Source organism: Nostoc sp. FACHB-888 (assembly GCF_014696655.1).
Taxonomy (GTDB): domain Bacteria; phylum Cyanobacteriota; class Cyanobacteriia; order Cyanobacteriales; family Nostocaceae; genus Nostoc.
Genome location: NZ_JACJQM010000009.1, coordinates 1 through 21,173 on the forward strand (window position 1 = coordinate 1; position 21,173 = coordinate 21,173).

Annotated in this window: 16 protein-coding genes and 2 pseudogenes; 9 read left to right on the forward strand and 9 right to left on the reverse strand. The window is 41.5% G+C overall.

The window, feature by feature from the left end; genetic code table 11:
• Nucleotides 1-342, forward strand: a pseudogene (locus H6G26_RS07845) (hypothetical protein); the annotation flags it as partial.
• A 74-nt stretch (nucleotides 343-416) separates the two neighbouring features.
• Here the strand turns inward: H6G26_RS07845 and H6G26_RS07850 are convergent.
• Nucleotides 417-1,436, reverse strand: coding sequence for a hypothetical protein (locus tag H6G26_RS07850; protein ID WP_190728716.1), 1,020 nt, complete (start codon nucleotides 1,434-1,436; stop codon nucleotides 417-419).
• 124 nt (nucleotides 1,437-1,560) lie between these two features.
• On the opposite strand from H6G26_RS07850, the gene H6G26_RS07855 reads away from it, so the two are divergent.
• On the forward strand, nucleotides 1,561-2,130 hold the full coding sequence (locus tag H6G26_RS07855) for a YIP1 family protein (RefSeq protein WP_190728717.1): 570 nt from the start codon (nucleotides 1,561-1,563) through the stop codon (nucleotides 2,128-2,130).
• A 189-nt stretch (nucleotides 2,131-2,319) separates the two neighbouring features.
• Here H6G26_RS07855 and H6G26_RS07860 read toward each other — a convergent pair whose 3' ends face one another.
• Nucleotides 2,320-3,663 carry a glutamate-cysteine ligase family protein gene (locus H6G26_RS07860; protein WP_190728718.1) on the reverse strand — a complete coding sequence of 448 codons (1,344 nt, stop codon included), beginning with the start codon at nucleotides 3,661-3,663 and terminating at the stop codon, nucleotides 2,320-2,322.
• Between the two features lie 206 nt (nucleotides 3,664-3,869).
• Here H6G26_RS07860 and H6G26_RS07865 point away from each other — a divergent pair, with 206 nt between their 5' ends.
• The 3 genes and pseudogenes from H6G26_RS07865 to H6G26_RS07875 form a co-directional block, all read left to right on the forward strand.
• Nucleotides 3,870-4,307, forward strand: coding sequence for a hypothetical protein (locus H6G26_RS07865; protein WP_190728719.1), 438 nt, complete (start codon nucleotides 3,870-3,872; stop codon nucleotides 4,305-4,307).
• Nucleotides 4,304-4,456 carry a hypothetical protein gene (locus tag H6G26_RS07870; RefSeq protein ID WP_190728720.1) on the forward strand — a complete coding sequence of 51 codons (153 nt, stop codon included), beginning with the start codon at nucleotides 4,304-4,306 and terminating at the stop codon, nucleotides 4,454-4,456. The genes H6G26_RS07865 and H6G26_RS07870 overlap by 4 nt, the downstream gene beginning before the upstream one ends.
• Nucleotides 4,428-5,666: pseudogene (locus H6G26_RS07875) on the forward strand (ATP-binding protein); the annotation flags it as partial. The gene H6G26_RS07870 and the pseudogene H6G26_RS07875, both read left to right, overlap by 29 nt.
• A gap of 159 nt (nucleotides 5,667-5,825) precedes the next feature.
• On the opposite strand, the gene H6G26_RS07880 reads toward H6G26_RS07875, so the two are convergent.
• Complete coding sequence (locus tag H6G26_RS07880; RefSeq protein WP_190728721.1) at nucleotides 5,826-6,359, reverse strand: GAF domain-containing protein; 534 nt, start codon at nucleotides 6,357-6,359, stop codon at nucleotides 5,826-5,828.
• Between the two features lie 4 nt (nucleotides 6,360-6,363).
• Nucleotides 6,364-7,281: a metallophosphoesterase gene (locus H6G26_RS07885; RefSeq protein ID WP_190728722.1), complete on the reverse strand. Its 918-nt coding sequence runs from the start codon at nucleotides 7,279-7,281 to the stop codon at nucleotides 6,364-6,366.
• Nucleotides 7,282-7,416: 135 nt separating this feature from the next.
• Between H6G26_RS07885 and H6G26_RS07890 the strand changes: the two genes are divergently transcribed.
• Nucleotides 7,417-8,316 (forward strand): hypothetical protein, encoded by a 900-nt coding sequence (locus H6G26_RS07890; protein ID WP_190728723.1) that lies wholly within the window; start codon nucleotides 7,417-7,419, stop codon nucleotides 8,314-8,316.
• A gap of 49 nt (nucleotides 8,317-8,365) precedes the next feature.
• On the forward strand, nucleotides 8,366-9,196 hold the full coding sequence (locus tag H6G26_RS07895; RefSeq protein ID WP_190728724.1) for a YheC/YheD family protein: 831 nt from the start codon (nucleotides 8,366-8,368) through the stop codon (nucleotides 9,194-9,196).
• A 29-nt stretch (nucleotides 9,197-9,225) separates the two neighbouring features.
• On the opposite strand, the gene H6G26_RS07900 is transcribed toward H6G26_RS07895, so the two are convergent.
• Both H6G26_RS07900 and H6G26_RS07905 read right to left on the reverse strand, forming a co-directional pair.
• Nucleotides 9,226-9,921, reverse strand: a complete 696-nt coding sequence (locus H6G26_RS07900; protein ID WP_190728725.1) for an N-acetylmannosamine-6-phosphate 2-epimerase — start codon at nucleotides 9,919-9,921, stop codon at nucleotides 9,226-9,228.
• Nucleotides 9,922-9,956: 35 nt separating this feature from the next.
• Nucleotides 9,957-11,915 carry a GAF domain-containing sensor histidine kinase gene (locus H6G26_RS07905; RefSeq protein ID WP_190728726.1) on the reverse strand — a complete coding sequence of 653 codons (1,959 nt, stop codon included), beginning with the start codon at nucleotides 11,913-11,915 and terminating at the stop codon, nucleotides 9,957-9,959.
• A 90-nt stretch (nucleotides 11,916-12,005) separates the two neighbouring features.
• Between H6G26_RS07905 and cobN the strand changes: the two genes are divergently transcribed.
• A complete protein-coding gene (cobN, locus tag H6G26_RS07910) occupies nucleotides 12,006-16,241 on the forward strand; it encodes a cobaltochelatase subunit CobN (RefSeq protein ID WP_190728727.1) in 4,236 nt (1,411 codons plus the stop codon).
• A gap of 9 nt (nucleotides 16,242-16,250) precedes the next feature.
• On the forward strand, nucleotides 16,251-17,387 hold the full coding sequence (locus tag H6G26_RS07915; RefSeq protein ID WP_190728728.1) for a peptidoglycan-binding protein: 1,137 nt from the start codon (nucleotides 16,251-16,253) through the stop codon (nucleotides 17,385-17,387).
• Nucleotides 17,388-17,519: 132 nt separating this feature from the next.
• Here the strand turns inward: H6G26_RS07915 and H6G26_RS07920 are convergent, their stop codons facing one another.
• From H6G26_RS07920 to H6G26_RS07930, 3 genes are all read right to left on the reverse strand, one after another.
• Nucleotides 17,520-17,975, reverse strand: coding sequence for a transcriptional repressor (locus H6G26_RS07920; protein WP_190728729.1), 456 nt, complete (start codon nucleotides 17,973-17,975; stop codon nucleotides 17,520-17,522).
• A 418-nt stretch (nucleotides 17,976-18,393) separates the two neighbouring features.
• Complete coding sequence (gene sigC / locus H6G26_RS07925; protein WP_190728730.1) at nucleotides 18,394-19,644, reverse strand: RNA polymerase sigma factor SigC; 1,251 nt, start codon at nucleotides 19,642-19,644, stop codon at nucleotides 18,394-18,396.
• Between the two features lie 561 nt (nucleotides 19,645-20,205).
• Nucleotides 20,206-21,135, reverse strand: coding sequence for an NAD(P)H-dependent glycerol-3-phosphate dehydrogenase (locus H6G26_RS07930; RefSeq protein ID WP_190728731.1), 930 nt, complete (start codon nucleotides 21,133-21,135; stop codon nucleotides 20,206-20,208).
• Nucleotides 21,136-21,173 lie beyond the last annotated feature (38 nt).

Genomic DNA, 21,173 nt, shown 5'->3' on the forward strand with positions numbered 1-21,173 from the left:
CTTTTCAGAGCGGATAATCCCATAGATGTCTTGCACAACACGACCTACAAAAACTCTCAAGTTTTGACAACAGGTGAAATATTCATTAACAAAGCTAATGATGTAGATGTAGAGAACAGTATCTTTGTCGGCAAAGGTGGACAAGCCATTAACCCGATCTCAAAATCCACAGGTTTCTCTTTTGAAGATAACCTTGTTTACAACGGCAGTTTCAAAAATACTGGAAGCGGTAACATTATTGGGAAAGACCCTTTATTTGTTAACCCAGCAAGCGGTAACTTTGATTTGCAAGCCTTAAGCCCTGCAATTATAGGAGCAACAACATTAGGAATTATTGATTAGAGAGTAATTTAGATTTATTGCTCCCCTTAAAATTTATGGCAAAGTACTACATTTTTGGAATTTCTGCAAAATAATTATTGCCGTTGATTTTGATTAGACCAAATTGGCAGGTTATTGACTTTTTCAAATGTTAATTCTACATAAGTTGTTTGGCTTTGTCCAATTGCTGTTGTACCAAAATAGCCTTGAGATCCACTATGAGCATGAGGGCCTGTCTGCATAACTGTATAACGTCCTTGAAGACGAGCTTGATTAAAAGGTGAGCCTACTGTAATTGGCCAGCGTGAAGCAAATACAATTTTGCTAATATCTTCAATCCAGTCTCGACTACCTACGAGTTGGTACACATGGTCAACTTTATCAAAGCCTTTTTCGCCATCAAAATCACCACCTATTGAAACAACAATTAATTGAGCATTTAGCCACTGATCGAGATAAGAAACCGCACCAAGAGCAACTTGCACTCCACCACTGGTTCCAACTAAAATAATTTTCAGCCCTTGTTTAGGACGTTTGGATAAAGAGTATACGGCATTCATGCGATCGACGATCGCATTCGCAATTCCCAAGTTATAAATATGTCCATAACGGTCATCGGCAGAAATAGCAAACCGCCAGAGATTACGGATTTTAATTAAAACATCTGTATTAGAGAACAAACCATCTGCTTTTTCAGCTGCACTCCACAGAGGTGCTAATAACCGTTGCCCTCCTAAACTTTCGTTAGCAGCAGAGTAAGGAAAAACATCCCGCACTGTTACACAATTACGATGAATTTGCTCTAATTTATTTAAAAAAAATTCTTCGCCTGGAGTTAATTGGTTGGCCGAAAAATCTCCTACTCCTGGTAAAAAAACTATATAGCAATCAATATTTCTAGACTTGTCAACTTCGAGTAAAGGGTTATCCCTGGGTAACTTTTTCGTTAGATTTTTCTTAATCCCCAAGCTTTCAGAACTTTGACTCAACCACCATACCAATGTTCCCACAGGGGCAAAAGTTCCCCAGGCAAGAAGTATTATACCTGCTAAAACCAACAGCCTTAATGTTCCACTTTGCAACCATAGCAGTATTTGTCCGCCAATCCTACGCATTTGAGATTATTGTTTTATATAGTTGATAAATAAAATAATTTTGAGCTTAAAGCTTTGATTTTTAATTATTTATTCTATAAAATTCTACTTTTTGTAATTTGTCATCCCTCATTAGTTAGAAAAAATGAGCAGTAATAAATCAAGGCATGGTTTGTGTCATACACTTCGGTATGCTCTAGCTTTGAATGGCGACTTCTATGAAAATGCTCGCAATACACAGCGAAACCAGAGGTTAGCTCTAAGTATTGTAATTCTAGCTGCTATTTCTCATGCCATAGGTAGTGGCGTAATTTTATTAATAAATCGAGCTACAGTTTTTGTACTTTTGACAGGTCTTTTGATTGATGCGATCGCTATTGTTGCAGGATACTATTTTTGGACATTCACAATTTTGAAGATTGGGCAATGGCTCAAACCCATCGATCCTACTTACGGTGACTTACTTATTCCGATAGGCTTTGCCTATGCACCGCAAGTACTGAATTTTTTAACTCTCATTCCCTTACTAGGACGACCAATTGAGCTTATATTGGCGTTGTGGAGTTTATTGGCGGTAATCGTCGCAGTACGCCAAGGCTTAGATATTACTACTCGACGAGCAACATTTATTTGTTTAGTAGGCTGGCCCTTAATTCAAATTGCGATCGGTTTTGTACAAGTTTTGGAGCAACAATTGGTAAGATGGACAAGCTGAGAGGTATCCTACCCGCAGGGAACGTAAGAGAAGCCCATTGCGAGTTGGGTTTATTGTCTGACATTCCATGAGTCTAATGACAGGTGTGGAGTGGGAGCTTACTAAAATTGTTAGTAAATCATTTTGGAAAGATTTTTCCTGATTAGAAATTTACAGCAATTGTGGGGGTTTGTATGAATTAAGATTCGATTAATGCTGTAGCAACAATCCTTCATCAGTATCCAAAGCTGCGAGGGGATTTTCTATATCTATCGATGAAACCTGTGCTTCTAGCTTGTCACAACTTAAGCGCACTAAACGCAAACCGGCATCTAATGAAAGTTGAGTTGTTGTTGGGGTAAAGTCTTGCAAGATGCTGGCTTCTATCGTCTGATACTGATCAAGGTTTCTGTTGAGTTTTGCCAGAAAATTTGCTCCTTCGCCACCAACAGCGCTAGCAAACTGCAAAATAGAATCGACGTAAGTTCTAACTTTGGGGTTTTTAATTCCTTCTGTAGCTGAGGCATGGAGCAATTCCCCTGATAGATATTCAAAATCTGGTACATACAAGCGATTGCCAACTAGTTCAAATATCTGCATTCCTTTAGATGGTCTTACTGTTAACTTCTCATGTCTGACTCGATGAGCTAATTTTTCCAGCAATGTAATTACAATTAAAATTACAGAAGGAAAGTTGCTATCTATACACCTGATTTCTACTGTGCCAAGTTTGTTGAGTCGAACTGGATTCCAAGCTGACTTGAGTAAGCTAACTCCCGCTTCTTTGAACAGGTTCGGTTGAATTTTGGCTTTTTCCATCGCTTGCAGCCAAGCATAATAACGAGCGAACTGCTGCTCAACTAAACCCTCAACACTTTCGGCATAAGGCATGAGTCCACCGACAGGTTGTAAATTAGTATAAACTCCCTCCCAACCGAAGGTTTCGCTACCTCGATAACGAATTGTATGCACGGCTAGCCCGAACGCCTGTCCTTCATAAAAGGGACACGCCCGCGTCAGGGAAATAAGTGCAGAGTCGCAAGCTGTAGCTAAATTATAGATATTTAATAGTTCTTCTCGCTCAATTGATGTCGAGTTATAAGATACTGCAACACGAGGGTCAATTACCCCAGGCGGGACTTCCAAATGCAGGTGTGTACCTGTACATTTTCCGGCGTGCAAGAATTTTGAAATGCCGACAGTTTGCGCTTGGATATGGTAATTAGGGCGATCTCGCATAACTGGCATAGTAGGCAAAGGATAGCTAGACAGAGGGTAAAGGCGTAAACCCATCTGTTGCGCTACAGCGATCGCCAATTTGAGATTTTTGAGATAAACTCTCGCTAGTTCTTTGGCAGTGTCGGCAGGAGGTGTGTTAATTTCTACCATGCTTTTAACGAACTCTGCCACAAAGTAATTTGGGTTTAAACCTTGTGCTTGAGCTTTGAAGTGACAACTCTTTAAAAACTCATCGGCGCGATCGCTCAAGCTACCAGCTTCATCTACCAAAAAAAATTCTTGCTCCAGACCGATACGACGTTTAACTATCGCCATCTAGACCTCCACAAGGGTAATCCGCCATAGCCTCAATATATGTAGCTTAAAGGATAAAGTTACCGCAAGACAAAACCGATTTGAGCCAATTGACTTGAAAAATCATACAGTGAAACACACTCCCACCCCTGGCCATCAGTAATGATTTCCCTTTAATATGTCAAAAATTAATAATAATTTCCAGTTTAAATCACAGTAGGATTTAAATGATAGTGATTGCTATTTCAGCTAGTGTATTTGAATTTAATCAACAAGAAAGTCGCAAAGTAGGGTGTGATAGTTTTCTGCCAAAACCAATCCAAAGAGTAGAACTTTTAGAAAAGTTACAGGTTCACTTAGGGTTAGAATGGGTATATGAAGATCAAGATAAGGCAAAAAATATAAAAGGCGAAAAGAAAAGTTTTACTAATAGTTTAAACTTTACATCTCAGGCTACTATTATACCTCCTTCAGCTAGTGAACTGGCAATTTTGCTAGACTTGGCTATGCGGGGAAATTTAATAAGCATTGCTGAACGATCTGTAGAACTAGAAAAAATAGATGAGAAGTTGCAGCCTTTTGCTAGTCATTTATATCAACTGGCTAAAGGTTTTAAAGGCAAACAAATATTAGAGTTTCTTCAAAAGTATTTTGGGGCTATATGAAAAATGATTCTAATAAATCTAGTGTCATTTTAATCGTTGATGACACTCCTATCAATTTAGAAGTACTTTATGATTTTTTAGGCAAAGCTGGATTTACGGTTTTGATTGCTGAAGATGGCGAAAGTGCGATCGCTAGAGCTAAATACTGATATTACCGAAAAAAAGTATTTAGAAACTCAAGTTCTCCGGGCGCAACGTCTAGAAAGTATTGGTACCCTAGCTAGTGGCATAGCTCATGACCTGAACAATATATTGACTCCAATTTTAACGACAGCACAATTGTTACAGATGAAAATGCCCGATGCTGATGAGCGTAATCAACAGATGTTAAAAACTATAGAAAATAATTCTAAACGTGGGGCTGCTTTAGTCAAGCAAGTCTTGCAGTTTGCTCGAGGAATTGATGGTCAGCGTACCGTTGTGCAAATGAACCATTTATTTTCAGAAATTCAGCAAATTGTCCAAGAGACTTTTCCAAAATCGATTGAATTGACAGAGCATATTCAGCCTGAACTTTGGGCTGTAATTGGCGATGCAACGCACTTACATCAGCTACTGATCAACTTAGTAGTTAATGCTCGTGATGCTATGCCCGAAGGTGGCCATATCGAAATTTCTGCGGAAAATCTTTTGATTGATGAAGATTATGCACGCATGAATCTGGATGCCCATGTTAGTCCTTACATTGCTATTACTGTTGCAGATACAGGAATGGGGATGCGCTCAGAGATTATCAATAGAATCTTCGAGCCGTTTTTTACCACTAAAGAGATTGGCAAAGGTACAGGATTGGGTTTGTCTACCGCCAAAGGTATCATCCAAAGTCATGGTGGTTTTGTAACTGTGACTAGTCAAGTCGGCAAAGGTACGAAATTTAAAGTTTACTTGCCGGCAGTGGAAGTAGCAAAAACGCCCCTAGTAGAAGACCTGGAGTTATTTAAAGGTAATGGAGAATTAATTTTAGTTGTTGATGATGAAACCAGAATTTTAGAAACTACTAAAATATTATTAGAAGTTTACAACTACAAAGTACTGACAGCTAGTAATGGGATTGAAGCGATCGCGCTTTATGTTCAACACGAAGACGAAATAAGCGTAGTGTTGATGGATATGATGATGCCCTTAATGGATGGTGCAACTGCTATCACTACATTGCAAAAAATTAATTCCCAAGTCAAGGCTGTGGCTGTTAGCGGTCTGAACGTGAGTGAGAAACTGGCTAAGATACCTGGAGTTAAAAAGTTTATTGCTAAACCATATACGACCAAGGAGTTATTGCAGACTTTACACAGTATTCTTGTGCAGAAATCTACAAACCCAAACTTATGTACTGCACCTAGTAAAACACTTTTTAAGTAGTCACTAGGCAAGATCAATCAGCCATACCCAACAGCAAAAGCAAGAGCGAGAAATATCACTACAGGAAAATGGGTATGAAGTTATTTTTGAGGATTATCAACTGAGTAAATCTAAACAACCAAATTGTCTGGAGCAAAAGAATTATATCCTAGTCTACAGCTAATCAAAACTAGACTTGACATAATCAACTGCTATAGGTGTAATTTTTTCGACAAGATTATTAATCACCCCTCGTTCATATTCAGTCCAAATTCTGGGATGTCCAAAAATGCATGGTTGTAAAATTCCCCAGAGTTGACCATCCTGGCGAATATGGGCATGAATAAGGGCGCGGTGTCCAAAATTTTTCTCTTCAAATTCCCGATTTAAAACTTGAGGTTCAGCAGTTTCTACATCCTCTACAAAGATTGAAGGTTCGGCACGTAGCGCAGCCGCAAACATCGGATCTTCATCTGTTACAGTTGGGGGTTGTGCTGCCCAGTCTTCATTATAAACAGTAGGTACATCTGGAGTGCGAATCCAACAAAAAGCAACTCTACCGAGGTTTGCCTGTGGATTGTGTAGGTATAAAAAACATCTATCAGATTGTAAAAAATCGCCTACAGCTGGCAATAGCGCAGAAAATATAGCATCTGGTGTTTGAGATGATTCTACAATATTGTTAAGTGCAGGAGGAAGGTTGGGCTGAGTCATAGAACTAAGCTGATTTTAATTGAATAATGCCTTTATCAAAAACACGATTATCAGTAGCGATCGCACTTACTTCTATTCTATCTGGATACACCTCGTAGGCTGCAAAACTCAGCTTTTCAGCAGAATGCTCTGTCCACTCCGAACGCCCTACAGGACGAGTACCTGCACCTGCACCAGTAACTAGATAAGTCGTTCCATTAATAACGCGAGTGCGTTCATAACTATGGTCGTGACCATTGATGTAGAGTTGAGCGCCGTATTTTTGAAACAGAGGAGTGAGGGTTTTAATAAAAGTTTGATTGACTCCGTAGTGACCGGATGAATAAATTGGATGGTGGCCAAATACGACTTTCCAAGGAGCTTTACTAAGGCTTAATTCTTTTTCTAACCAAGGTAGCTGATTTTTCCAATCAGCATTACTGTTAGTATCCAAAGCAAAAAATTGCACAGCACCACGGCGAAATGTGTAATATCGCCTTCCCTTCATATTAAAGCCGGCATACTTGACTTGTGGATCACCATTGGCAGTACGAATATCGTGATTACCTAAACAAGCCTGAAATTTCACACCTTGCTTTAGTAAAGGTTGATAAGGACGCTCAAAAACTGCATTAATTTTTTCGATTTCGCCGTTATTGTAAATATTGTCCCCAGCTAAAACGACTAAATCATAAGGATTTTGTTTGTGATACGCATTCATCGCTCCAGCCACAGCATACTGTCCTTTAGCCCCAGTTCCTGTATCAGCCACAGATACAAAACGTAATAACAAGTCTTTTTTGGCTGAGGTGGCGGCTATGGCGGTTGTTGAATCGCTAATATTAGCACTTTGATGATTTTGACGAAATGTCCAGCCTAAAAATCCTGCACCAATGGCGCTGAGGCTACTTAAAAATAAAAATTGACGGCGTTTTAAGTTCATAAATCACCAAATTTAATAAATAGTCAGTTTAACTGAAGCAATGTGCAATGTAGTGATACATTAAGGCAAAAGAAGGCAACACCAGTAATAATGTACATTGTCTGTCTTTGATTCGCTGCTTTTGGTGAAAGTTCCATGTCACAAGACAATCAGTCAAAACCGACGGATGAGCAGGTAACTCAACCTCCCCAAAAACCTTACCAGAGAGTTCAGCCATTTTGGAAGGTTAAAATTATCCAACTTCTCCAAGGGATAATTGGGGTTTTAGAAGTAACGGTGGAAAAACTTGAGACAGCACCCCCACCTGGTACTAAGGAAACACCCAGTTTTTTCCAGCAACTTCAGTTGCGATGGGGTGGACTGTTAAGGACAATCCGCTTGTTTTTACCATCAAATTTGTCAACAAAGTTATCAGATACAGCTTTGACGGGAATTGTTACTGGAATTGCTGTAATTATCGTTTGGACGACTGCAACTACTGTCTTTAGTGGCAAACCTACTGAAGTAGCAACAGTTCCACCGATTGAAGAAGTTCCTGCACCGACACCAACGATAACTACTCCACCGGAGTCAGTTGCACCAGAACCGCAGCCGCCACAGCCACCAGAGGAAATTACATCACCGCCAGAAGTACAAACTACTCCACCAACGCCGGAACCAGAACCAATCCCCACGCCAACACCAACATTAACACCAACACCAACCATAGAATTAACGCCTGAACAAGCTTTGATAGCGGCTGTTGAAAATCAGGTAGCCGAAATTAGCGATCGCATTGCCTCTGGTCTGATAAAGTCAATTCAAGCCAACTTCCGTAGCAGTAATCTGACTGTCAAAATTAGTGACGATTGGTACACTCTCCCAGAATCTCAGCAGAACAAACTAGCTGCGGAGATATTACAACGTTCTCAAGAACTTGATTTTACTCATTTAGAAATTATCGACTCCCAAGATAAGCTGATAGCGCGTAATCCAGTTGTTGGTACCGAGATGGTGATTTTTAAACGGCAAACAACAAGTTTAAATAATTCGTAATGGCTACGTTAACGTAATTCTTAATTCGTCATTTTAACTTTAATTATTTATGCTAGACAATGTTTTGCTATTGCTAAAAGCTTGTGAAAAGTTAAACATTAACTATGAAATTATTCATCCAACTGAGAACTTAGTAAAAATAAAACTGAATAATAAACAGCATTATTTTTGTAATTATAGTACTCCGTTAATCAATCAAGCAGTAGCACAAATCATAAAAGACAAGGAATACACTTACCATATTTTAAAGCAAAAAGTTAAACTTCCTCAGACAGTAGGTTTTCTTTCACCTTTTTGTGATCTTCAGTATAAAATATACTTAAAATTTCCCAGCTTTCAAGATATTATATTAGAAGTAAAAGATAAATTTGAAATACCTGTTATTATTAAAAGGAATTCTGGCTCTGGTGGCTCTAACGTCTTTTTATGTCATAATATAGATGAGATTGAAACTGCTTTAAAAGAGATTTTTAATATAAATAATAAAAAGTATGATTATGTGGCGATCGCTCAAGAATATATTGATATAAAATCTGAATATAGAGCGGTTTTCTTAAATAAACAATTAGTTTTACTTTATGAAAAAGATATAACTAATGCAAAATTTACAGGTAATCTTAGTCCTCTACATTGGGATGGTGCAAAAGCCAAATATATCAATGATCCACAAATATTGTCAGAGATTGCTAATTTTGCTAAACCAATTTTTCAAGAATTAGACCTTGATTATGGTGGTTTAGATATAGTATTAGATCGAGATAACCAATATTGGTTGATTGAAGTGAATTCTAGTCCAAATTATACTATTTTTACTAGAGATAATGGAGAGGAGCCTGTGTTGAAAGTTTTTGAAAAAATGCTTATTAGCCTAGCTTCATAAAAAATTCAGTACTTCTGTTCGCTAATTCATTACTCTGCATTGAGCGCAGATTTATAAGCTTTAACTTGCAAATCAATTCCAGTAATAGCAGTACCAACTACAACAGCGTAAGCTCCTAAATCTAAAGCTTTACGAGCCATTTGGGGTGAAGAAATACCGCCTTCACAAATCACTGGAATATCTAGCTGTTGCACAATTTGGGTGAGAAGTTCCCATCCAGGAGGAGAAAGATGCTTCGTTGCAGCAGTGTAACCGTAAAGTGTCGTTCCTACAATATCTGCACCAGTATTTGCGGCTGCTTTTGCCGCCTCAATTGTATCAACATCTGCCATTACTGGTTTACCTAATTCCTGATGAATTCGGGCAATGATATCTGCTAATGTTTCATCACCAGGGCGGTTTCTAATAGTTGCATCTATGGCAATAATATCTGCTCCGGCTTTAGCGATCGCAGCAGCATGATGAAACTGTGGTGTAATATACACATCATACCCAGTTATTAATTGCTTCCATAACCCAATAATTGGTACTTGAACCTTTTCACGCACGGCTATAATATGATTTAGCGTATCGATACGCACACCAACTGCACCATTATTTACCGCAGCTTGTGCGATCGCAGCAATTACTCTTGGTTCATGCAACGGTGAATCAACAGGCGCTTGACAAGACACTATCAGTCCGTAACGCAGGAGTTTTATTAAATTAAGAAAATCAGTCGGCATGGAGAAAATGCAAAAACAACCAAACAAGCAGACTCCTAACTCCTAACTCCTAACTCCCCATTCACGGCTCTCGTTATTTGAGTTGGTATCCATACAGTAAAAATTGAACCAATACTTACAGTTGATTCTACTTCAATGCGACCGCGATGGAGTTCTACAAGTTGTTTCGTTAAAGCCAGTCCAAGCCCAGTACCTTCATAGCGGCGGCGATAGGGTGTATCGAGTTGCTGAAATTTATCAAAAATTAATGGTAATTGTTCTTCGGGAATACCGATCCCAGTGTCTTCCACTTGAAAAATAGCGGTATCATCTTCCACCCAAAGACGTAAAGTTACGCTGCCACTTTCAGGGGTGAATTTAATAGCATTAGTTAACAGATTCCAAAGAATTTGTTCTACTCGTTCTGCATCGGCGGTAAAGCGATCGCGATTGGGATCGATTTGCAAATCAAGGTTGAGATTAATTTGTTCACTGATTGCTTTTTTTCGCAGTGACTCTACAGCATTTTCAGCAACATTCACTAAAGAAAATTCCGAAATATTTAAAGCTGTCTTACCAGCCTCGATTTGCGATAAATCAAGGATGTCATTAATCATTTCTAATAAATGTTCTCCACTGTCGTGGATTGTTTGCAGATAACCCCGTTGTCGTTGACTCAATTCACCCAAAGGCCAACGTAATAATGTAGATGACATCCCAATCACATAAGTTAAAGGCGTGAGCAATTCGTGACTGATAGTAGCGAGAAACTCACTTCTGAGACGGTTAGCAGCTTCAGCGGCGAGGAGAGCATCACGCAGAGCCATTGTGCGTTCAATAACTCGTTGTTCGAGAGTTTGTTTTTCTTGGGTAAGCGTTTGCATTAACTCAGCTTGGTGAATTGCGATCGCTAATTGTTCTGCGATCGAACTCAGCAAGTTTTTTTCACTCTCAGTCCACTGGTGTGGATTATCGCACTGGTGAGCAATCAGCAATCCCCAAAGTTTATCCTCAAATATAATTGGTGCTGCCAACTTTGCCCTAACTTGGCTTTCCCTCAAAAAATTCAGCAAACACTCTTCTAGAGCATAAGTTTTTTCGACATCATCCACAGCTAAGGTAAAGCCTTGGCGATACTTTTTCCAACATTGAGAGGTTCTCCTAAAACAATTTCTTTCGGTGTAATTTAACACCGATGTAATAGCATCTGTAGCACGAGCTTCATAGACAATATAACCTCCATAGTTTTGGCAGTCTTCTAATAATGGCTGATTATTGACTAACACAGAAGGCGAGTGTTTACCGTTCTTCTCGTGTATAGAAGACTGATATTGTTGGGTTTTGACTTTGGAAGTTTCAAATTTATAGATTACTAATCTGTCTAATTCCAGAAACTCACGCACCTGTGTAATAGCTGTTGCCATAATTACTGACAAATCCAGGCTTCTGCGGATCTGCGTTGTTACCTGATTCAATAACCGCTCTTGGGAAATCTGTTTTTTTAAAGCATCTTCCACTGGCTGACAGATATAAACTGCCGGCGCAGTTGGGCTTGGAGGTGCTATTATTTGTTGGTTTGGCTGAGTTAAAAAATATTCTAATAACAACAGCGAAAATTGACTTTGGAGTGTGGCATCATTGGGCCGAATAATTTGGTGATAGCGTTCGAGATTTTGGTGAGTATAGGAATCGCACTCAAACAAGTCTTTTAATTCGTAGACAAATGTTGCGATCGCCTCTAAATTAAATGTCAACTTAGCATTGAGTGCCGAACCAATTCCTTGCTCCCCCTCCTCTAAATTTCCTACCAAGAGCGCACTAAACTGCTCAGAAACCACCAATGTAAACCTTTGCCTTTGCCATTCCACAGGTATGCAAACCCGCATCAACACAGCTTCTGTCAGCATCACGGCACTTCTCTCCCTTTGAGCCATCTGTTCCAACAATTTCCCAAGCTGATTAAATACAACAATAGGCAAGGTTCGAGAAAAGCTCAAATCAGCAGAACTAAGCATTTTCAATCATTTTGGTAAGATGGGGCTGAATCTAGGGAAAAAGTTTGTTTTTTTGTACTAACCAATAGTTTAAAACGGTAATACAGCATTATGCATCGTATAAGTAGCACATCGGGTGGATGGAATCAGTCAGAGGGTTTAATTTTTTTAGAACAAACTCCAGCGCCTTTCGTGTTGATTACGGCTGCTGATACCGACATTCAAACTTTGGCAGTTGCGGTGACAAAATTACCTACAAGCTTTCCTGCCTTAAGAGTCGCCAATCTCTTGCAGTTACAGCAACAGTTAAGCATAGATACTTATGGGGAGCAAGTTTTGGAACTTGCCCAAGTAATTATTTTGCGCCTGTTAGGAGGACGTTCCTACTGGAGTTATGGTTTAGAAGTAGTGCAAGAAATTGTGCAACGTAATGGTAGAACCCTCATTGTAATGCCAGGGGACGACGCTTTTGATCCCGACTTAATTTCTCAGTCTACCGTGCCTCTAAATATTGTTAATCAGGTATGGCAGTATTTCAGCGAAGGCGGCGTCGAAAATTTCGTTAATGCTCTGCAATTTATCTCTGATACTTGCCTGTTAACTGCATATAATCCGCCATTACCCCGTCCGATTCCGCGTGTCGGATTGTATGAATGGGGAGTAGGGAGTGGGGAGTGGGGAGGGGGAGCAGGGGAGGCAGGGGAGGCAGGGGAGGCAGGGGAGGCAGGGGAGGCAGGGGAGGCAGGGGAGGCAGGGGAGCAGGGGAGCAGGGGAGAGTTAGAACTCCATTCATCCAGCTTGGAACTAGATTCATCCACCTCAGAACTCCGTTCATCCAGCTTGGAACTAGATTCATCCACCTCAGAACTCCATTCATCCACTTCGGAACTCCATTCATCCACTTCGGAACTCCATTCATCCACCTCGGAACCTCAAAGTTTACAATCGCCAATCTCTCCTCAATCTCCACTCCCCAAAGTCGGCATCCTCTTCTACCGCGCTCATTATTTAGCGGGAAATACTAAGGTAATTGATGCTTTATGCGAAGCTTTGGTACAGAAAAATTTACAACCTGTGCCAGTGTTTGTTTCTTCATTGCGTGAACCCGATGTGCAAGTTGAGTTAATTGAATTTTTCAAACCCAAAGAAGCTGAATCAATAGCTGTACTGCTGAATACCACCAGTTTTTCTCTAGCACGCTTGGAAACCGAAACACCCCAAACCGAACTCTGGGAAAAATTAGATGTGCCTGTGTTGCAGGTAATCCTCAGTGGCGGATCAATTGAGCAGTGGGAGTCACAGTTTCAAGGGCTTTCTCCCCGCGATATTGGGATGAATGTGGCGCTACCAGAAGTAGATGGGCGGATTATTACTCGTGCTGTGTCTTTTAAAGCTGTACAAACTCGTAATCCCCATCTAGAGACAGATGTAGTAATTTATGAACCAGTGAGCGATCGCATCGAGTTTGTTGCCAAACTAGCAGCAAATTGGGCGCGTCTACGTTCCAAACCACCCCAAGAACGGCGAATTGCCCTAATTTTGGCAAACTACCCCAACCGCAATGGGCGGCTTGCCAATGGTGTGGGACTGGACACTCCAGCTAGTTGTGTAGAAATTCTGCAAGCTTTACATCAGGCTGGGTATGAAGTAGAAAATCCGCCTGCTCAAGGAGACGAGTTGATTCAACAGCTAACAGCTGGCGTAACTAATGATCCGGAAGGCCAAGAATGGCTTCCGGTACACCAAAGTGTTTCTTGGGAAGAGTATCATAAGTATTTCGCTTCTTTACCGCCAGCAGTGCAGCAAGGTATTAGTGAAAGGTGGGGAGTGGGGGAAGAAGCAAGGGAGCAGGGAGCAGGGAGCAGAGGAGAAAAGTTTGCACCTCCGCCCCCTGCACCCTGCCCCTCTGCCTCTTTCCCCGTTCCCGGAATCCAACTTGGCAACGTCTTCGTGGGAATTCAGCCAGCAAGGGGTTATGATAATGACCCCAGTTTGAATTATCATGCGCCGGATTTAGAACCAACTGATGCTTATTTAGCTTTCTACTATTGGGTTAGAGAAACTTTTGGTGCTGATGCCGTAGTTCATGTGGGAAAACACGGAAATCTAGAATGGCTACCGGGTAAAAGTGTGGCTTTATCGAGTAATTGTTATCCAGAAGTGGCTTTCGGCGCACTTCCCCACCTCTACCCGTTTATTGTGAATGATCCTGGTGAAGGTTCCCAAGCCAAACGTCGCGCTCAAGCGGTGATTATAGATCATCTAACGCCGCCAATGACTCGCGCGGAACTCTACGGTTCGTTGCAACAGTTAGAAAATTTAATTGATGAGTATTATGAAGCCGACAGTTTAGATCCTTCGCGTTTGCCAGTGATTCGCGATCGCATCCACGAACTGGTAATCAAAGAAAATCTCCATCTAGATTTAGGAATCCAAAATGAAACAGAAATTTTTAAATCTGAATCCTTAATTTTGAATTCTATCGGTGGCTATCTTTGTGAATTGAAGGAAGCCCAAATCCGCGACGGGTTACACATTTTCGGGCAATGTCCCCAAGGAAGGCAGCTGCGAGATTTAATAGTAGCGATCGCTCGCATCCCCAATCGCCATTCTTTAGGTATTACCCGTGCCATAGCTCAAGATTGGGGTTTAGACTTCGATCCCCTCACAGCCGATTTGTCAGCGCCTAGTGGTGAATACTCGCTAGTCAATAGCACAGAATGCCGCACCATCGGCGATATTGTTGAAGTCCTAGAAGAACACGCCGCCCTTCTAGTAGAACAACTCCTAACTCCTAACTCCTCACTCCCCATCCCCACTCCCCACTCCCCACTCACCGTTGTCCTTAACTGGATACGCGATCGCCTGCTTCCAGCTTTACAACAAACTGATCAAGAAATAACCCATTTATTGCACGGACTCGATGGCGGTTATGTCCCAAGTGCCCCATCTGGCGCACCCACACGCGGCCGCCCAGAAGTTCTACCAACAGGGAGAAACTTTTATTCTGTCGATATTCGCGCCATTCCCACAGAGACAGCTTGGGATATCGGTAGAAAAGCTGCTGAAACCCTCGTTGAATATTACACTCAAGAACATGGTGAGTATCCAAAAACATTAGGTTTATCATTGTGGGGAACAGCCACCATGAGAACAGGCGGTGATGATATTGCCGAAGCCTTGGCTTTACTCGGAGTCCAACCTGTGTGGGATGGTGCAGCACGGCGAGTAGTGGATTTTGAAATTTTGCCCCTAGCGATTTTGGGGCGTCCCCGTGTAGATGTCACCTTGCGAATCTCTGGATTTTTCCGGGATGCTTTTCCCAACTTAATTGATTTATTTGATCAAGCAGTATCAGCAGTAGCAGACTTGAATGAACCGCCAGAACAAAATCCTCTAGCGGATGCAGTTCGCCAAGATACTAATTTATGGACTCAACAAGGATTAACTTTAGAAGAAGCAGTAGTGCGATCGCGCTATCGCATCTTTGGTTCTCGTCCAGGTGCTTACGGTGCAGGACTTCAAGGTTTAATCGAATCGCAAAACTGGACAGATGACCAAGATTTAGCCCGCGCCTACATTAATTGGAGTTCTTACGCCTACTCTTCGGGAGCAGGGGAGGCAGGGGAGCAGGGAGCAGGGAGCAGGGGAGCAGGGAGCAGGGAGCAGGGAGCAGGGGAGCAGGGGAGCAGGGAGCAGGGGGGAAATAATCAATCCCCAATTCCCAATTCCCAATCCCCAATCCCCAATCCCCAATCCCCAATGCCCAATATCGAAGCTTTCAAACAACGCTTGGCGAAAATGCAAGTTGTCCTGCACAATCAAGATAACCGTGAACACGACCTACTCGATTCTGATGATTATTACCAATTTCAGGGTGGTTTAACAGCTGCGGTGCGTTCTCTACAAGGAAAAAATCCCCAAACTTATTTTGGTGATAATTCCATACCCGCTCAACCACGAGTCCGCCAACTCAAAGAAGAAATTGCACGGGTGTATCGTTCTCGTGTAGTTAATCCCAAGTGGATTGCAGGAGTCATGCGTCACGGTTATAAAGGTGCTTTTGAAATGGCGGCAACGGTAGATTTTTTATTCGCTTACGATGCAACAGCCAAATGTGTAGAAGATTATATGTATCAAGGTATAGTAGAAGCTTACTTGCTCGACCCAGTTGTGTCAGAATTTATTCAGCAAAAGAATCCTTATGCACTGCGTGATATTGCTGAAAAATTATTAGAGGCACATAAGCGCAATTTGTGGGAGGATGTAAGTATAGGAACATTAGAAGCTTTGAGGAACCTAGTACATCAAGCTGAAGCAGTTATCGAAGAAAAATCAATGGTGTAGGAAATAAATATGGAGAATCTTGCGTATTTGCACCTAGCTTTCGCCTACGAAGACAGTACACCCAGTGAATTGGTCTCCTTCAGTTCTTTGTTTAACAAAGCAGCTGCACCAGACTGGAAACGGCTTTCTGGTAGGGCTTGGAAGTATATGTTGCCCCTTGCTCTGTCCTTGTCTATTCTTGGCGCTGTTAGCAGTGTCATGGCACTGGAAAAAGGCGATCAAGGCCCTTCCGTCAGAAATCTACAACAAAAGTTGAAAACAGCAGGTTTTTATCAAGCTCCAGTTACCCAAGTATATGACGTGTCCACAGAAGAATCTGTGCGGCGCTTCCAAAAGGCTGCTGGTTTACCAGTGGATGGCATTGTTGGAGCAAGAACCCTGCAAAAATTAGAAAGCTGGCAAGCTAAAAAGCCAAGTACTACGACTACACAAGCTAAAAAAGCCACTGTTGTAAGTACACAAGCCAAAAACACTAGTTCAGCTAGTTCAGCAACTACCCAGCGCCGTAATTCCAACTACCTTTCTAAGGGGGATGAAGGTGAAAATGTTAGGGCTTTGCAAGAACGCTTAAGAGTCGCAGGCTTTTATTACGGGAATGCCACAGGAATATTTGGCCCAATTACCGAAGAAGCTGTCAAGCGGTTCCAAGATGCTTATAAATTAAGCGTTGATGGAGTTGTTGGCCCAGCAACATTAAGTAAATTGCCGGGAGTTGGCATCGGTGATGGTGAAGAGGCTCCCAAAAAAGAAAAGGTAGCCAATCGAGATAAACTCCGTATAGGCGATCGCGGTGAGCCAGTTAGAGTTATCCAAGAACAATTGATCCAGGCAGGATATTTAGAGGGAGAGCCAAATGGCTACTATGGCCCCTATACTGCTGATGCTGTAAAGAGATTTCAGGCAGCTAACTCTTTAACAGCAAGTGGCGTTGCTGGCCCAACTACCCGAGCTAAGTTATACAGCTCAGTAAATACTGCCCCTAAAAGCGAATTTAATACCCTGGAAATCCAAACGCGACTACGAGAGCGGGGTTTTTATAAAGGCAAGCTGAACGGTGTAATGGCAGCTGACACCAAAAAAGCGATTAAACAAGCCCAAGAATTCTACGGCATAAGTCTCAAGGATCTTAAGAGCGGACGCTTTTAACATCCGCTTTGGTGTTGTTAGTATCACTTCCCAATTTGTTGCTTGCCTCAAGAAACAGCAAATCACGAACTGCTCAAAATTCCTCTTATTTGGTTAATTTGAGTAGTTTCGTCTTATTTATCCATTCAAATGCTAAAGCGGCATTAGTGCCCGTTGGCACTTGGGACACACTGCATGGATGGTCATTTGACAGTCAAGCAGGTGGAAACCTTCTTTTTGAGCAGTTTTAGATCCAATTTTTAAAATTGAGTCATTTTTAAACTCAATAGTTGAGTTGCATCTAACACAAATTAAGTGATGGTGATGATGGGGATAGGGCTGGTTGATCTCATAATGCTTATGTCCCTCGCCCAGTTCTAGTTCCCGTAAAATTCCCATCCTGGCCATCAACTTCAAAGTCCGATATATAGTTGACAGACTGATCCCTTCGCCATCAGTTTCTAGCCGCTGATAAAGATCCTCCGCACTCAGATGTTCACCTTGCGGAAGCTCTTGAAAAATGTGTAAAATTGTTTCGCGCTGGGGAGTTAATCGCCAGCCTCGTTCGTTCAGTTCTGCCTTGAGTGAAGTAGTTGTGTAGACAGTCATACTAATATTTCTCAACAAAGCTCGTTAATTGAGAATATAACAAATCTTGGGAGCAATTTGCAACAATCATTGCCTATTGAGAATCATTACGAAATATTTAAAAACAACTCATCAAATCTTGATTAAAATTCAACTAATAAGCTGTATTGCATTTAATTTGCATACAGCTAATAGTTAGGATACTTGTAACGATTGCATCCCTCGACTTTAAATTCTGAATAACTGAATTTTGAATTGTTTAGTTTATCCCCACTTCAAGATATTTAAGCAAAGCTCTGGGGAAACTCTTGTAAAATTAAATGCAAATGATTTGCTACAAGCCTGTAAAAAGCTTTTGACCTGGAAATCAAATCATTACTTTGTCCGTAGTCATTTGTCAAATATATTTTTCTAATGACAAATGACTAATGACTAATGACTAACTTAGAGACTCCAAATAGTCGCGGATGAGGTTGCGACGTTTGGGCTGGCGTAGCTTTTGCAAAGCCTTGGATTCTATTTGTCGGACTCGTTCCCGTGATAAGTCGAGAGCGCGACCAATTTCTGCTAAAGAGTAAGGATGACCATCTGCCAAACCAAACCGCATCAAAATTACATCACGTTCCCGGCTAGTCAAATCTGACAGAAGATGATGCAAGTCTCTTTGTAAAGATTCTCGCATTAACATTTCTTCTGGAGTTACACTGTCAGTTTCGAGTAATTCGCCTAACTCAGTATCTTTATCCTTGCCTACTTTGGTTTCCAAAGAAACGGAGCGAGGAACCCGCAACAAAACTTCTCGTACTTGGGTCGGTGTCATCTCTAACTCAGTTGCTAAATCTTCTAGAGTAGGAGTGCGACCTTTTTCTTGAGCAATTTTGCGTTGAGCCTTTTTGATTTTGTTTAACTTTTCGGTAATATGGACAGGGAGGCGAATGGTGCGACTAGAAGTAGCGATCGCCCGTGTAATTCCCTGACGAATCCACCAGTAAGCATAGGTACTGAAGCGGTAACCCTTAGTTGGGTCAAATTTTTCTACAGCCCGCTCCAAACCTAGTGTGCCTTCTTGGACTAAATCTAACAATTCCAAACCACGATTTTGATACTTCTTAGCAACAGACACAACTAGGCGAAGATTTGCCTTAATCATGTGTTCTTTTGCTTGGAGTCCTTGGGACTGAATTTGCTCCAACTCTTCTACTGTCAACTTAGCAATTTCAGCCCAGCGACGTTTGCCTTCTGCCAGAGTCGGTCTAAGATCCGATACTACTATACCAGCAGTGGCAGCCCACCTTTCCAAAGACGGGCGATGTCCTAGTTCTGAGGTTAGACGTTCTTGAACTTCAATTAACCTTTGATAAGGCGAAATCACTTCATCCCCTTGCTTTGCAGCGTTAGCAAGCACTATCCGCATCCGCAAGTAACGCTGAACTTTTTGAGCTTCTGAAACCTCTTCATCCCGCCCTAACAAGCGAACCCGACCAATTTCCTGAAGATATAGACGTACTAGGTCGGTACTACGACGGTTAGTGTTAGCAGCAAAATTAGCTTGGTCAGCAGCAGCCATTTCTAGCTCCTGTAGGTCATCTACCGATAACTCACTTTCGTCAACCGTGAGATCCGAGTCCAAAGCCTGGCGGGACTTTTTGGTATTGTAGGGGGCATCTGCATAAAAAGATGTTGCTGGCATAAAGATCGTCTCAATGGCTCCAGGTAACAATAGATTTCGGTCAGCTTTAGATTTCGGTCAGCTATTCAACTGTTGCTATTGTTCCCGTGATTTACGATGAACTAACATGGTTGAAGGTTCCATTACAATTTTTTTTTAAATTAACTGTAAAGGTTTCATTGGATACAGCATTACTGAACTTAATCGGCTGCTAAACTTTTGATTAAACCAATAGCTATTCAAATCCACGGCTGGGCTTTCAATATTCAAACTACTTAGTTAACATTTCAACCTAGATGGTTTTTAGTAGTAACTTTTGCAACACAGTATAAACATCCTTCAGTGAATGTCATCTTTATAATTGGCATAGTCACCTTTACATGGCTACAAAAGTAATATCCTGATGATTTACTAATTTTTTCTCAGGATTATTTACGTATAAGTAGAACTAATACATATCGTCGAAGTTATTAGTATTAACTGCAAAAATTCAATCGATACGGAGAGTGAGTGACACAAATAGTGAGTGACCCGTTCTCTTACGTGTCGGTCTTAAGCTATCAATTTCAACTTGAGAGATTACTAGTAGTTGTATTCTGGCTTGATATCTCGCAGCATCAGTTCATCAAGTGCTTGTCGGGGTGTGACTTCACCTTGAAGTAACCGATAAACTTGCTCAGTAATTGGAACAGGAATGTTTTGTTGCTTGGCTCGTTGCATTAAAACTTGACAAGTGTTCACTCCTTCAGCAGTTCCTTGTAAATTTGCGAGAGTTTCTGTTAGTGACTTACCACCAGCTAGCTGGTAGCCGACTTGGTAATTGCGGCTTAAGGGACTATTGCAGGTTGCTAACAAATCTCCTAGACCCGATAAACCATAAAATGTTTCCGTCTTTGCACCCCAGTCGTTACCGATGCGAACCATTTCTGTAAGTCCACGGGTGACTAAAGCAGCTTTGGCATTAGTTCCCAGTTGTAAACCATCGCACACACCGGCTGCGATCGCAATGACATTTTTCAGTGTTCCCCCCAATTCCACGCCCAAGGGATCAGGATTGGTATATACCCGGAAACGATGAGATGAAAATACTAACTGCACTACTTCCGCAGCCGTGGGAATATTACTAGCTACCACTGTTGCTGCTGGTAACTCTAGTTGAATTTCTTTAGATAAATTAGGCCCAGAAAGGACAACCACTGCTTGGTTAGGAAATACTGTTTGCCAAATTTGTGACGGCGTGCAGGTGGTTTGGGGGTCTAAACCTTTGGTCGCCGTCACAAAAATTGTTTCTGGAGAAAGGGGGAAAGACTGGACTTGGAAAGCAACATCCCTTACACCAATCATTGAGATAGCAGATACGACTATTTGGACATCTTTTAAAACTGCTTCTAGAGATTGGGAACCTTGACGCGACCACACGCGCACCTTATGACCATTGGCTGCGGCGAGATTTGCTAGAGATGCACCCCAAGCACCCGCACCCAGAATTGCTACAGATTTTGGATTATTCATTAATCAACAGTCTCTCCATCACCCAATCACCCCATCCT

What these genes read in the sequence shown, in the direction of transcription:
- H6G26_RS07850 (WP_190728716.1), bottom strand. Translation starts at nt 1,436, where the DNA reads ATGCGTAGGATTGGCGGACAAATACTGCTATGGTTGCAAAGTGGAACA.
- H6G26_RS07855 (WP_190728717.1), top strand. Translation starts at nt 1,561, where the DNA reads ATGAGCAGTAATAAATCAAGGCATGGTTTGTGTCATACACTTCGGTAT.
- H6G26_RS07860 (WP_190728718.1), bottom strand. Translation starts at nt 3,663, where the DNA reads ATGGCGATAGTTAAACGTCGTATCGGTCTGGAGCAAGAATTTTTTTTG.
- H6G26_RS07865 (WP_190728719.1), top strand. Translation starts at nt 3,870, where the DNA reads ATGATAGTGATTGCTATTTCAGCTAGTGTATTTGAATTTAATCAACAA.
- H6G26_RS07870 (WP_190728720.1), top strand. Translation starts at nt 4,304, where the DNA reads ATGAAAAATGATTCTAATAAATCTAGTGTCATTTTAATCGTTGATGAC.
- H6G26_RS07880 (WP_190728721.1), bottom strand. Translation starts at nt 6,359, where the DNA reads ATGACTCAGCCCAACCTTCCTCCTGCACTTAACAATATTGTAGAATCA.
- H6G26_RS07885 (WP_190728722.1), bottom strand. Translation starts at nt 7,281, where the DNA reads ATGAACTTAAAACGCCGTCAATTTTTATTTTTAAGTAGCCTCAGCGCC.
- H6G26_RS07890 (WP_190728723.1), top strand. Translation starts at nt 7,417, where the DNA reads ATGTCACAAGACAATCAGTCAAAACCGACGGATGAGCAGGTAACTCAA.
- H6G26_RS07895 (WP_190728724.1), top strand. Translation starts at nt 8,366, where the DNA reads ATGCTAGACAATGTTTTGCTATTGCTAAAAGCTTGTGAAAAGTTAAAC.
- H6G26_RS07900 (WP_190728725.1), bottom strand. Translation starts at nt 9,921, where the DNA reads ATGCCGACTGATTTTCTTAATTTAATAAAACTCCTGCGTTACGGACTG.
- H6G26_RS07905 (WP_190728726.1), bottom strand. Translation starts at nt 11,915, where the DNA reads ATGCTTAGTTCTGCTGATTTGAGCTTTTCTCGAACCTTGCCTATTGTT.
- cobN (WP_190728727.1), top strand. Translation starts at nt 12,006, where the DNA reads ATGCATCGTATAAGTAGCACATCGGGTGGATGGAATCAGTCAGAGGGT.
- H6G26_RS07915 (WP_190728728.1), top strand. Translation starts at nt 16,251, where the DNA reads ATGGAGAATCTTGCGTATTTGCACCTAGCTTTCGCCTACGAAGACAGT.
- H6G26_RS07920 (WP_190728729.1), bottom strand. Translation starts at nt 17,975, where the DNA reads ATGACTGTCTACACAACTACTTCACTCAAGGCAGAACTGAACGAACGA.
- sigC (WP_190728730.1), bottom strand. Translation starts at nt 19,644, where the DNA reads ATGCCAGCAACATCTTTTTATGCAGATGCCCCCTACAATACCAAAAAG.
- H6G26_RS07930 (WP_190728731.1), bottom strand. Translation starts at nt 21,135, where the DNA reads ATGAATAATCCAAAATCTGTAGCAATTCTGGGTGCGGGTGCTTGGGGT.